This is a genomic window from Alteriqipengyuania lutimaris (assembly GCF_003363135.1).
GTDB lineage: Bacteria > Pseudomonadota > Alphaproteobacteria > Sphingomonadales > Sphingomonadaceae > Alteriqipengyuania > Alteriqipengyuania lutimaris.
Genome location: NZ_QRBB01000001.1, coordinates 2277248 through 2289943, shown reverse-complemented (window position 1 = coordinate 2289943; position 12696 = coordinate 2277248). Strand labels below are relative to the sequence as shown.

Here is a 12696-nt window from a genome sequence, read left to right as displayed (position 1 = left end):
AGTTGCTTGTGATTCAAGGGACTGCATGAACATCTCCAAGAATGCACTTTCCAAACAGGGTCGCGCAGCGCGCCGCGAACGCCTGACGCAGGGGCTCGCGCTCGCCGCGCTGCTCCTGATGGGGGGCATGGCGGTCGCAGGGCCGAGCGGCATCTTCGCGTGGAGCGACGCCTCGCAGGCGCTGGCCCAGCGCGAGGCGCGCATCGCAGCCTTGCAAGAACAGCGCGAAGGCCTGCGCCAGCGGGTCGATGCGCTCGATCCGGACAATGCCGATCCGGACATGGTCGTCGAGATGATGCGCCGAAACCTCAACGTGGTGCATCCCGACGAGGTTATCCTGCCCAAGCCCGAAACGGATCCGGTCGACTGACCTGATCGGCTTGCCTATCCCGGCAAGAAGCTCACCACCGCCCTTAGCAACCATTGCATGCGCGCGGACGTTACGTCATGGGCGTTGGCGCAAACGGTCGTCAGCCTGCGAAGGAGTATCACTTGGCCCAGAAACCCGGCGCGAAAAAACCAGCCACGAACAAGAAGGCCTCGCAGGCCGAGAGCATGATCGCGCAGGACGATCCCGATTTCGTGCTCAATTCGCTGCAGGAGGCGTTCGAGAAGAACAAGACCTTCGATGCGAACGACGAGCAGATGCTCAAGTTCTACGAGCAGATGCTGCTGATCCGCCGGTTCGAGGAACGCGCGGGCCAGCTCTATGGCCTCGGCCTGATCGGCGGCTTCTGCCACCTCTATATCGGGCAGGAAGCCGTCGCGATCGGGCTCCAGTCGGCGCTCGACAACGACAGGGACAGCGTGATCACGGGTTACCGCGATCATGGCCATATGCTCGCCTACGGGCTCGACCCCAAGGTCATCATGGCGGAGCTGACCGGGCGTCAGGCCGGCATTTCCAAGGGCAAGGGCGGCTCGATGCACATGTTCAGTACCGAGCATAAGTTCTACGGCGGTCACGGCATCGTCGGCGCGCAGGTGCCGCTGGGTGCGGGCCTCGCCTTTGCACACAAGTACAACGAAGACGGCGGCATGACGCTCGCCTATTTCGGTGATGGCGCCGCGAACCAGGGCCAGGTCTACGAAGCGTTCAACATGGCCGCATTGTGGAACCTGCCGATCTGCTTCGTGGTCGAGGACAACCAGTACGCAATGGGTACGGCAACCAAGCGATCGAGCGCGGAGACCCGGTTCTACCGCCGCGGTACGTCGTTCCGCATTCCCGGCATGGAAGTGAACGGGATGGACGTCCTCGAAGTGCGCCAGGCCGCCGAAGTGGCGTTCAAGCACGTGCGCGAGGGCAATGGCCCGGTCCTGATGGAGTGCAATACCTACCGCTATCGCGGGCATTCGATGTCCGACCCGGCGAAGTATCGCAGCCGCGAGGAAGTGCAGGACCAGAAGGATCACCACGACCCGATCGAGCGGATCAAGAAGGCGCTGATCGAGAAGGGCAAGAGCGAGGACGAGTTGAAGGAAATCGACAAGGGCATTCGGGCGCAGGTCTCCGACGCCGCAGACTTTGCCGAAAATTCGCCCGAGCCCGAAGTCAGCGAACTCTACACCGATGTTCTGGTGGAGGAGTACTGAGCAATGGCGACCGAACTGAAGATGCCCGCGCTTTCTCCCACGATGGAGGAAGGCACTCTTGCCAAGTGGCTCAAGTCCGAAGGCGACAAGGTCGAGATCGGCGACATCATCGCCGAGATCGAAACCGACAAGGCGACCATGGAATTCGAAGCGGTCGACGAAGGTACGCTGGCGAAGATCCTCGTCGATGAGGGCACCGAAGGCGTCGCCGTTGGCACCGTCATCGCGATGATGGCGGAAGAGGGCGAGAACGTCGGCGATGTCGAAGCGCCCGCCGCAAAGTCGGAAGAGGCGTCCGAAGAGGTCGACGATGTGCCGGGCGAGGGCAAGGATGTCGGCCGCGAGCCGTCCGAAGCCGAAGCGACCAGCGATGCGCCGGCCAAGCCGACCCGCTCTCCCGCCAGCGATCCCGCGATCCCCGAAGGCACCGAAATGGTCTCGACCAGCGTGCGCGAGGCGCTTCGCGATGCGATGGCCGAGGAAATGCGCCGTGACGAACGCGTCTTCGTGATGGGCGAGGAAGTCGCCGAGTACCAGGGCGCCTACAAGGTGACGCAGGGCCTGCTGGACGAGTTCGGCGCCAAGCGCGTGGTCGATACGCCGATTACCGAATACGGCTTTGCCGGGCTTGGCACGGGGGCCGCGATGGGGGGCCTCAGACCCATCGTCGAGTTCATGACCTTCAACTTCGCGATGCAGGCGATCGACCACATCGTGAACTCGGCGGCCAAGACCAACTACATGAGCGGTGGCCAGATGCGCTGCCCGATCGTGTTCCGCGGCCCCAATGGAGCGGCGGCGCGCGTGGCGGCGCAGCACAGCCAGAACTACGGCCCCTGGTATGCGAGCGTGCCGGGCCTCGTCGTGATCGCGCCCTATGACGCGGCCGATGCGAAGGGGCTGCTCAAGGCAGCGATCCGCAGCGAGGATCCGGTCGTTTTCCTCGAGAACGAGCTCGTCTACGGGCGCAGTTTCGACGTGCCCGACATGGACGACTACGTTCTGCCCATCGGCAAGGCGCGGATCATGCGCGAAGGCATCGATGTGACCATCGTGTCCTATTCGATCGCGGTGGGTCTGGCGCTGGAAGCCGCCGAAGAGCTGGCCGGGCAGGGGATCGAGGCGGAGGTCATCGACCTGCGCACGCTACGCCCGCTCGACCGTGAAACAGTGCTCGAAAGCCTGAAGAAGACCAACCGCATGGTCGTGGCGGAAGAAGGCTGGGCGACCTGCTCGATCGCCAGCGAGATCGTGGCGATCTGCATGGAGGAGGGCTTCGACCACCTCGATGCGCCGGTGACCCGCGTGACCAATGCCGACGTCCCGCTGCCCTATGCGGCGAACCTGGAAGCAATAGCGCTGATCGACACCGACGCCATCGTGAAGGCGGTCAAGAAGGTCTGCTACGTCGAGGAATAAGGTGGCGGATCGGCTCGGGTGCCGATCCCCGCCATCGACGCGTCAGTGACAGTGATAGCCGTCTTTCTTCGTCGTGTGGCACACGCCGGACGCGGCATTGTCATTGTAAGGATCGGTGGGCGTCGGAGTCGGCGTGGGTGAGGGACCCGGCGACGGCGCTGCGCACGTCGCCGGTGCGACGCCATTGACGGGATAGAGCCCGTCGTTTGCGCCTCCGGTATCGCGCCGTTCGCGCACCATCATCGATGCGATTTCGCTGATCTCGATCGCGGGCACCAGCTCGCTCGATACCAGCGGGCGATACTCGTAGTAGACTTCCACGAACATGGTCACGCCATCGGGCTGCACCATGGCCTGCCGGTCGCTGGGGCCTATTCCGTCGAGGTTGGTGGTCTTGTCGTCGTAGGGCGAATCGTAGCTCTTTTCGCCTTTGCATCGCTGCCAGCGGATACGCGCCTTGTTCTGCGGATTGGCTCCGGTCATGGGCTCCAGACTGGTGATGACGATCCGGCCCTGCTCGTACAGGTCGAGGCTGCCTGCCTGCAGTTCCGCCCCGTCCATCAAATCGTGGATATCGGATTCGTAGACCTTCTTCGCCTCGCGCGCGCCGCCGACGCCGACGCGCGCGGCATTGTCCGCCAGGTGCAGCGCCAGCTGGCTCAGTCGCATCCGCGTGGTGATGTAGTTCGCCAATTCCGCTCCGGTTAGCGAGAGTGTGAGGAGCAGGGGCAGCGCGAGGGCGAATTCGACCAGCGCGAGACCCGTGCGGTCGTGCGCGATCTCTCGCATCGTGCGCAGAGTGCGGGCGATCGATACTATCATGTGCAGTTTTTCCAGACCGGCGCTGCGTAGGTGCCCTGGTCGTTATAGGGCTGGTTGCGCAGGATCGTGGATGCGGTCACCGTTCTTTGCTGGCTCCGGCCGATCATCGACCATAACGGGAAGAGTGCATCGTACTTGACGATCACGGTGTAGTAGACCGCATCTTTCGCGCCGCCCTGTCCCTGATTGCCGCCGTCAGCGTCCCACATGTTGTTGCCATTGGCGTCCTCGTAGGCTTCGCCGTCATTGCAACGACCGTTGCTGTCGCTGTCGTTGAACTCTTCGGGCTTGGCCTCCTTGGCCTCGGCAAAGCTGCGGTAGTACCGGCGGACCGTTTCGATCTCGGCATCCTTGACCAGAATGCGAACCTGGTCCTTCACCTTCTTGTCCAGCGCATTCTGGGCGCTGGCGGCCGAGCTCGTTTCGAGCGAGGAGTCGCGGCCTGCCTTCTGCATGATCCCTTCGGTCACGGTGCGCAGGTACAGCGAATGCGCCACATCGAATGCCCCCATGACCATCAGACATAGCACCGGCGCGACGATCGCGAATTCGATCAGCGTCGCGCCGTTGCGGTCGTCGCGAAGGCGGGCAAGGATCATCGACAGCGTCAACGGGTCAGCCTCAGCTGCGAGATGTCGTCGGCGATGCGCTTGAAGGTCTGCTGCAACTGCGCCGAATCGGCCGCGTGGAAATAATAGGTATCGCCCGTCGCACAGCCTTCGAGACGATTCTTGGTCACCCCGTTCGTGCCGTCGCCGAAGGACACGACCCACAAGGTGATGCCGCGCGGCGTCAGGTTCTTGATTTCGTCGCACAACGCATCGAAACGGGCATTCACCTGGTGATTGTAGTCGTTTCCGGTGGTCGTGCGCTGATCGTACCAGCCGACCCCGTAGGCGGTGTAGTCGTAGTTGTTCGCGACCGTATCACCGTCGGTCATGAAGATCAGGTGCCGGTCGATTTCGCCACCCTTGGGGGTCAGTTCGTTCTCCGACTTGAAAATGCCGTTGGCCGACAGGAGGCGTGCGCCCCATAGCAAGCCGATATCGTGATAGGTGTTCCCTCTGGTCGAGAGGCCGTCGACATAGGACTCAAAGCCGCTCGCCGCATCCCACTCCTGAAGCTTTACCGCTTCCGTTGGACAGTTATCGGAAGGCTGTGCATACTCGGCCGTCGTGTTTTTGATCTGTTTCCTGTCGAAATCCTGCGACCGCGTGGCGCTGGTCGAACCACGGGTATAGATCAAATCGGGCAGGGCGGGGGCCCAGCGCCTCGCATCGTCCGTCGGCAGTTCGTCGATCTGGAGATCATACGCTCCTGCGGGGATCGGCCAGTAATTTCCCGAGCGAACGGTCTGCCGCTCCTCGATACAGCCCGGCCAGTCGACCGTACGCGTGAAGCTATTGCCGATCTTCACCGTCGCGCTGTCTCTCTCGCCGGTCTTGAAGCCGCTCACATCGACGGTGAACTGATCGTATGTGTACTTTGCGGCGGTCCGTTCGCGCTTGTTGTACTGGCATTTACCGTTCCACCAAGCATACCCGACATAGTCGTATTCTTCCGTCCACGTATTCCGCTGCCCGCAGGAAATAAATCCGGTATCGGACCACGCACCCCAGGGTCCGTATTCTTTCGTCGTGATGCGCGTCTGATAGTTGTGGCTATTCTTGAAGTAGGAAGCCGGCAGCAGGCGGCCGACGTTCACGTTGGTGTTGTAGGGCACGAAGCCGAAGCGGATCTGCACGTCGCTGCTCGTTCCGCCGGTGGGCGTACCAGTGGCGCAGTTCGCGGTGGTGTCGCGCCGAGCCACGATCTCATAAAAGCATTTGACCGAGGTCTTCAGTGCATCGATCTTCCTCGTGCTCTCCCCGGGGATCGGATCGTTCATCGACCCGGTCACATCGAGCACGAACATGATGTCCGTGTTGGGCAGGCGCATTTCCGCATCGCACGTGACCGACGGCGTGCTCTCTCCGATGCCGAAGATGCGCATCAGGCTCATCGGAAGATCTGCCGTGGCCGTGCCCGTGACCCTGCCCGCGCTTTCCGTGAAGGTGCGCGTGATGTCTTCCGCGCCGTAGGCGTCTTGCGCGATGTTGGCGTCGAAGAACTTCTCCGCCGCATCTCGCGCAGCAAAGTTCGCCTGGCTCCACTGTCCGCTGCCCATCGCCTTGCGGCCCGCCAGAGCGCCCGCGTCGCAGGCGTGCTGAAGCCTAGTCTTGACGATGTAGATGCGGCTCATGTCGACTGCGCCGCCGACGATCCCGATGAGCGGGACCATCGCGGCCGCGGCGATCGCGAGCGTGTTGCCCCTCGTGTCGCGGCGCAGACGCGTCAGAAAGTTCATGCCTGCCCTTGTTCCCGTCATCGTTACGCCCGGGTGCCGCATCGCGCGCAACCCACTTCCTTCCGCACCATACAGCAGGAACGGTTAGGCCCATTTGACGGATCAGGGTTGAAGCGAGGTTAAGACCTGCGCATGTGCGGCAGGTGGCAAGCGACGAAATTCTCCCGAGCGCAGGTTTAACGCACGATCCCGCAATCACGCTGGCGCTGGCCTACGCGCGGGCGAAGGACCGGCCCATCTTCGAGGACCTGTTCACGCTCGACCGCCGTCTCGCCGATGCGACCCGGCAAGCGAGCGAGCCGATCATCGCGCAGATGAAGCTGGCGTGGTGGCGCGACCGGTTCGCGCAATATCCGGCGCACTGGCCAAAGGGCGAGCCGCTGCTGGCGCGGCTGGCGGCATGGAACGGCGATGTTTCCCAGCTCGGTACGATGGTCGACGGGTGGGAGGCACTGCTGGCGGAAGGGCGCTTGACCGACGATGCGATCAGGGCGTTTGCCGAAGGACGTGCAGATGCGTGGGCCGTCGCCGCCGAGTCTCTGGGCGAACCGGAGCCGCCGGTTCCCGACCATGCCGGGTTGCTCTGGTCCTATGCCGATCTGGCGCAGAATTGCTCCTCGGCCGAGGATGCCGAACGCGTCCGCGCGCTGGCGCATAGCCAGAGCCTGCTCGCCCAGGGCCAACCGCCTCTTCCCCGCGTCTTGCGGCCTTTTGTGGTGCTCGGTGTACTCGGTCGGCGCAGTCTTGCACACGCTCGCCCGATCCTTGGGAGCGGCGGCGACTTTCTCGCCGCGGTGCGCGCGGGTATGCTAGGGCGCTAGTGGGGCCGCAGGGAGGCGCGTGTGAAGGGGCAGGGGCTGGATCGTTTGGTGCTGGGTGCGGTGCTCGGCCTTGCGCTCGCCGGCGTTGGAATCTTCTGGTGGCAGGGAAGGGCGCAGGTGGAACAGGCCGCGCCGCCTCCTTTGCCCGAGCCGGTCGAGACCTCTGGCGAAGCCGACCTGCCGCAAGCAGACGCCGACGACCTGACTGGGCCGGCGCCACCGCAGGCAACCGAGCTGACCCGCGAGCAGCGGCGCTTCTTCCGCTACGATCGCAATCGCGATCTCAAGATCACGCGCAACGAGATGCTCTCGACCCGTACCAATGCGTTCCGCAAGCTCGACAAGGACGGCAACAATCTGCTGACTTTCGAGGAATGGGCGGTGACCACCGCAGACAAGTTCGACGGCGCCGATGCCGATGGCGACCGAACGCTCGACCAGGCCGAATTCGCGACCACCGCGCCCAGGCGTGCGGCCAGGCCGCGTTGCAACTGCTAGGCGGGCACACGCTCGCGCGCCGTTAGCCACTCGCCCAGGTCCGCCTTGGCGCGGCTGGTATAGGCTTCCTTGCGCTGCTTCTTCTTCACCTCGTGGAGCGGGGGGAAAAGCCCGAAATTGACGTTCATGGGCTGGAAGGTCGCGGCCTCGGCATCGCCGGTCACGTGGCTGAGCAGCGCGCCCAAAGCGGTGGTGCGCGGGGGCGGGGTCCAGTCCTCGCCGCGAAATTCGGCGGCGGCCATCAGCCCGGCCATAAGTCCCACGGCCGAGCTTTCGACATAGCCTTCGCACCCCGTGATCTGACCGGCGAAACGGATATGGCCTGCATTCTTGAGCCGCAGTTGCCGGTCGAGCACCAGCGGCGAGTTGATGAAGGTGTTGCGGTGCAGCCCGCCGAGCCGCGCGAATTCGGCATTCTCGAGCCCCGGGATTGTGCGGAAAAGCTCCACCTGCGCGCCGTATTTGAGCTTGGTCTGGAAGCCGACCATGTTCCACAGCGTTCCCAGCTTGTTGTCCTGCCGCAGCTGGACGACCGCATAGGGCCAGCGGCCCTGAGGGTGTTCTTCGGTGGTGTCGTAGGGGTTGTCGAGCCCGACCCCCTTCATCGGGCCGTAGCGCAGCGTCTCGATCCCGCGTTCCGCCATCACCTCGATCGGCATGCAGCCGTCGAAATAGGGGGTGTCCGCCTCCCATTCCTTGAACTCGGTCTTCTCGCCGTCGACCAGCGCCTGCACGAAAATCTCGTACTGCTCCTTCGTCATGGGGCAATTGATGTAGTCGCCATCCTCGTTGCTGGCCTCGGTCCGCTTGTTCCAGCGGCTCTGGATCCAGCACTTGCTCATGTCGATCGAGTCGCGGTGCACGATCGGCGCGATGGCATCGAAGAAGGCGAGCCGGTCTTCGCCGGTCGCCTCGACGATGCTGCCTGCCAGCGTCTTCGCGGTGAGCGGGCCGGTCGCGACGATGGTGAGGCCTGCGTCGGGCAAGGTGTCGACCCGCTCCCGCACGACCTCGACATTGGGGTGGTTGGCGAGCCTGCGCTCGACCTCTTCGGAGAACACATCGCGGTCGACCGCCATTGCCGATCCGGCGGGAACGCGGGCCTTCTCGCCCGCCGTCATGACGATCGAATCGAGCCTGCGCATCTCGTCGTGCAGCAGGCCGACCGCGTTCTTGTCGCTGTCGTCGGAGCGGAAGGAGTTGGAGCAGACCAGCTCGGCCAGCCCGTCGGTCTGGTGCGCGGGCGTCATCTCGCCGCTGCCCCGCATTTCGGACAGGCGCACCTTCAGCCCCGCCTGCGCAAGTTGCCATGCCGCCTCGCTCCCTGCGAGGCCGCCGCCGATGATGTGTACGTCATGTGCCATTGCCAGCGCACCTAAGCGCTCGCGCACAAAATTCAAAGCAAGCTAGCGAGTGGATCATCGGCGCGTTAGACGCCGCGTCCATGTCACGCCGCGCTCTCGTCCAGCATCGCCCATGGCTCGCGCTGAGTTTGCTGGCGGGTATTGCCACGCCGTTTCTCGATCAGACCGCGGTCGGCGGCCTGTGGCTGATCCTCATCAAGGCCTCTGCGGTCGGCTTCCTCGCGGTGTATGCCGCTCAGCGAACCCGGGGACTGAGGGCGGGGCTGTTCGTGCTGGCGCTCGCGCTGGCGGCGCTGGGCGATGCGATCATCGAGGTCTCGCTGGCGGCAGGCGGGGCCGCCTTCCTGGCGAGCCATATCGTCGCGGTCTTGTTCTACCGAAGGTATTCGAGGCCCGAACCGAGCGTGGCGCGGACATGGGGCGTGGTCATCCTGCTAGTGACCGTCCCTGTGGTCTCGTGGCTGTTGTCCGGAGAATGGACCATTGGCCTATACGCGCTCGGCCTCGGCGCGATGGCGATGGCGGCATGGCTCAGCCTGTTTCCGCAATGGCGTGTGGGCCTGGGGGCGCTGCTGTTCGTGATCTCCGACTGGCTCATCTTCAGCCGCATGGGGCCGGTGGACCTGGCCCCGCTGCCCGACCTCCTCGTCTGGCCGACCTATTACATCGCCCAGCTTCTGATTGCGACCGGGGTCGTGCAGGCGCTGCGCCGGTTCCGGCGCTGATACCTACACGTCCGTCGGTGTCGGATCGTCGCGGTCGAGCGTCGTGTGCGGGCTGGTGGTCTGGTCCTCGCGCGCCATGCGTTCGTCCATGATCGCCGCTTCGGCGTCGTTCTCGGGATCGGCGTCCTCGTCGATCCGTGCGGCGCCGACGATATGCTCTCCCTTGGCGACATCGAACACCTTCACGCCCGAAGAGCCGCGACCGTAGACCGACCAGCCCTTGTGGTTTTCGAACCCGTCGGGAATGAGATGCCTGAAATCAATGGGCAGGCGGATCAGCTTGGCCTGGTCGGTCACCAGCATCAGCTGCATCCCGTGGCGCACCGGGAAGCTGGCCACCACTGGCCCGTTCCGGCCCGCGTTGCTCGGCTCGCCGATATTGGTGATGCCCTGGCCGCCGCGCCCGATGGTGCGGTATTCGTAGGCCGAGGAAATCTTGCCGTATCCGTTTGCGGTCAGCGTGAGGATGAACTCTTCGTTCTCCTCCATCGCTGCAGCGATATCCGGGTCGAGCGTGTGGGCGGTGTCGTTGTTCTTCCACACCGCACCGCGCAGATAGGCCTCGCGCGTTTCCATGTCGTGGCTGAGCCGATGGAGCACGGCGAGGCTGACGACCTTGTCGCCTTCCTTCAGCTTCATGCCGCGCACGCCGATACCGGTGCGGCTCTTGGTCTCGCGCGCGTCGGTGGCGGCGAACCGGATCGCCTTGCCTGCGTCGGAGGCGAGGAAGATCTCCTGCTCCTCGTTCAGCAGGCGCACCCCGATCAGGCGGTCGCCGCTGCCTTCGACGAAGCCCATCGCGTACTTGCCGTTCGAGGGGACATTGGTGAAGGCATCCATCGAGTTGCGGCGGACCATGCCCTGCTCGGTCGCGAAGACGATGTTGAGCTTGCTCCACTCGGCCTCGTCCTGCGGCAGGGGCAGCACGTTGGTGACACGCTCGTCCTCGCCCAGCGGCAACAGGTTGACCATCGGGCGGCCTTTGGTGGTCGGGCTGCCCTCGGGCAGCTTCCAGACCTTGAGGCGATATACGCGGCCCTCGCTGGTGAAGAACAGCACCGGATTGTGGGTGCTGGTGACGAACATCTCGACCACCGCATCCTCGTCCTTCGTCGCCATCGAGCTGCGGCCCTTGCCGCCGCGCGCCTGTGCGCGGAAGGCGTGCAGTGGGGTACGCTTGATATAACCGCCATGGGTGACGGTGACGACCATGTCTTCCTGTTCGATCAGGTCTTCGTCATCGACGCCGTCCCAAGCGGGTGCGATTTCGGACACGCGCGGCGTGGCGTACTGGTCGCGGATCGCCTGCAGTTCCTCGCGCATGACCTGGTACAGCTTGCGTCGGTCGGCGAGGATTGAGAGGTAATATTCGATCTGGGTCGCCAGTTCCTTCAACTCGTCGCCGATCTCGTCGCGGCCGAGCGCGGTCAGGCGGTGCAGGCGCAGGTCGAGGATGGCCTTCACCTGCCGTTCGGACAGGCGATAGGTTCCGCCATGCTCGTCCGAGCTGGGCTCGATCGCCTCGACCAGCGCAATATACTGCGCGATGTCGCCAATCGGCCATTCCTTGGCGAGCAGCTTGGCGCGCGCCTCGGCCGGGTTCGGAGAGCCGCGAATGATCGCCACGACCTCGTCGAGGTTCGAGACCGCGACCACCAGGCCCAGCAAGATATGCGCCCGGTCGCGCGCCTTGTTCAATTCGTACTTGGTGCGCCGCGTGATGACCTGTTCGCGGAACTGGATGAAGGCCTGGATGATGTCGCGCAAGGACAGGACTTCGGGCCGCCCGCCGCGGATCGCGAGCATGTTGGCGGGGAAGCTCGCCTGCGCAGGGCTGTAGCGCCACAGCTGGTTGAGCACGACTTCGGGCGAGGCATCGCGCTTGAGGTCGACGACCACGCGCACGCCCTCGCGGCTCGATTCGTCGCGGATGTCCGAAATGCCTTCGATCCGCTTTTCCTTCGCGGCATCGGCGATCCGCTCGACGAGCATGTTCTTGCCGACCTGGAAGGGAATCGAGGTGAGCACGATGCTCTGCCGGTCGTTGCGCCCGGTTTCGATCTCGTGCCGCGCGCGCATCATGATTGAACCGCGCCCGGTAAGGTAAGCCGAGCGTGCGCCCGACTGGCCGAGGATCAGCGGGGCGGTGGGGAAATCGGGCCCCGGGATATATTCGATCAGCTCTTCGGAGGTAATCCCCGGGTTCGCCATGTAGGCAAGGCAGCCGTCGATCACTTCGCCCAGGTTATGCGGCGGGATGTTGGTCGCCATGCCGACCGCGATGCCGCCCGCGCCGTTGACCAGCAGGTTGGGGAAGCCTGCCGGAAGCACGGTCGGTTCCTCGCGCGAACCGTCGTAGTTCTCCGCGAAATCGACGGTGTCCTTGTCGAGATCGTCGAGCAGCGCGTTGGCGACCTTCTCGAGCCGCGCCTCGGTATAACGCATCGAGGCGGGCGGATCGGGGTCCATGCTACCGAAGTTGCCCTGGCCGTCGATCAGCGGGACGCGCATCGACCAGCTCTGCGTCATGCGCGCCAGGGCATCGTAGATCGCGCTGTCGCCGTGCGGGTGATAGTTACCCATCACGTCGCCGACGATCTTGGCGCTCTTGCGATAGGGCCGCCCGGCGACGAAGCCGCCTTCCTGGCTGGCGAAGAGGATGCGGCGATGGACCGGCTTCAGCCCGTCGCGCACGTCGGGCAGCGCGCGGCTCACGATCACGCTCATCGCGTAATCGAGATAGCTCGTCTTCATCTCATCGACGATGTCGATGCGGTCGTACTCGCCCATGGGGCTGGGCGGGTTCAGGGTGTCGGTCTCGTCGCTCAAGGAAAATCCGCTCGGTTATGATTTTTCGACCGCACAGGGGCGGGATGGGGGGAGGCTAGGGGAAAGCACCGGCAGGGGCCAGCGAGTGCAGGCGAACATAGGGCTTGCGACGCGATTTTTCCACATTTCCGGGGATCTGCGGCCCATTATCCGGGCATCGCAGCCATTCAAGCACGGTTCAACCGGTTCGCCCCACTGTCTGGACGTCCGCGTGGCACTAACGCATAGGCAGCGCGTTAAAATCCAGAACACATGAACAACCAGGCCCGTGCGTA

Annotated in this window: 11 protein-coding genes; 6 read left to right on the top strand and 5 right to left on the bottom strand. The window is 64.1% G+C overall.

What is annotated here, in order from left to right; all coding sequences use genetic code 11:
• Window positions 1-25 precede the first annotated feature (25 nt).
• The 3 genes from DL238_RS10975 to DL238_RS10965 all read left to right on the top strand — a co-directional run bounded on the left by DL238_RS10975 (window position 26) and on the right by DL238_RS10965 (window position 3015).
• Entirely contained in the window at window positions 26-370 is a 345-nt protein-coding gene (locus tag DL238_RS10975; protein ID WP_115492292.1) for an FtsB family cell division protein, read from the top strand.
• Window positions 371-555: 185 nt separating this feature from the next.
• Window positions 556-1596: a pyruvate dehydrogenase (acetyl-transferring) E1 component subunit alpha gene (pdhA, locus tag DL238_RS10970; protein WP_115492889.1), complete on the top strand. Its 1041-nt coding sequence runs from the start codon at window positions 556-558 to the stop codon at window positions 1594-1596.
• Between the two features lie 3 nt (window positions 1597-1599).
• The gene (locus DL238_RS10965) at window positions 1600-3015 is read left to right on the top strand and encodes a pyruvate dehydrogenase complex E1 component subunit beta (RefSeq protein ID WP_115492291.1); all 1416 of its coding nucleotides are present in this window, start codon (window positions 1600-1602) and stop codon (window positions 3013-3015) included.
• 42 nt (window positions 3016-3057) lie between these two features.
• Here the strand turns inward: DL238_RS10965 and DL238_RS10960 are convergent, their stop codons facing one another.
• The 3 genes from DL238_RS10960 to DL238_RS10950 are packed head-to-tail and all read right to left on the bottom strand — an operon-like array spanning window position 3058 to window position 6184.
• The gene (locus DL238_RS10960; RefSeq protein WP_234031049.1) at window positions 3058-3837 is read right to left on the bottom strand and encodes a TadE/TadG family type IV pilus assembly protein; all 780 of its coding nucleotides are present in this window, start codon (window positions 3835-3837) and stop codon (window positions 3058-3060) included.
• Window positions 3834-4448: a TadE/TadG family type IV pilus assembly protein gene (locus DL238_RS10955; protein ID WP_115492290.1), complete on the bottom strand. Its 615-nt coding sequence runs from the start codon at window positions 4446-4448 to the stop codon at window positions 3834-3836. The genes DL238_RS10960 and DL238_RS10955 overlap by 4 nt, the downstream gene beginning before the upstream one ends.
• Window positions 4445-6184, bottom strand: coding sequence for a pilus assembly protein (locus DL238_RS10950; protein ID WP_234031048.1), 1740 nt, complete (start codon window positions 6182-6184; stop codon window positions 4445-4447). Before DL238_RS10950 ends, DL238_RS10955 begins: the two co-directional genes overlap by 4 nt.
• A gap of 143 nt (window positions 6185-6327) precedes the next feature.
• On the opposite strand from DL238_RS10950, the gene DL238_RS10945 reads away from it, so the two are divergent.
• A complete protein-coding gene (locus tag DL238_RS10945) occupies window positions 6328-7005 on the top strand; it encodes a hypothetical protein (RefSeq protein WP_115492887.1) in 678 nt (225 codons plus the stop codon).
• A 36-nt stretch (window positions 7006-7041) separates the two neighbouring features.
• Window positions 7042-7503: an EF-hand domain-containing protein gene (locus DL238_RS10940; protein WP_115492886.1), complete on the top strand. Its 462-nt coding sequence runs from the start codon at window positions 7042-7044 to the stop codon at window positions 7501-7503.
• Here DL238_RS10940 and trmFO read toward each other — a convergent pair.
• On the bottom strand, window positions 7500-8867 hold the full coding sequence (trmFO, locus tag DL238_RS10935; protein ID WP_115492288.1) for a methylenetetrahydrofolate--tRNA-(uracil(54)-C(5))-methyltransferase (FADH(2)-oxidizing) TrmFO: 1368 nt from the start codon (window positions 8865-8867) through the stop codon (window positions 7500-7502). The genes DL238_RS10940 and trmFO overlap by 4 nt on opposite strands.
• An 80-nt stretch (window positions 8868-8947) precedes the next feature.
• Here trmFO and DL238_RS10930 point away from each other — a divergent pair, with 80 nt between their 5' ends.
• Window positions 8948-9592 (top strand): lysoplasmalogenase family protein, encoded by a 645-nt coding sequence (locus DL238_RS10930; RefSeq protein ID WP_115492287.1) that lies wholly within the window; start codon window positions 8948-8950, stop codon window positions 9590-9592.
• A 3-nt stretch (window positions 9593-9595) separates the two neighbouring features.
• On the opposite strand, the gene gyrA is transcribed toward DL238_RS10930, so the two are convergent.
• Window positions 9596-12421, bottom strand: a complete 2826-nt coding sequence (gene gyrA / locus DL238_RS10925; protein ID WP_115492286.1) for a DNA gyrase subunit A — start codon at window positions 12419-12421, stop codon at window positions 9596-9598.
• Window positions 12422-12696 lie beyond the last annotated feature (275 nt).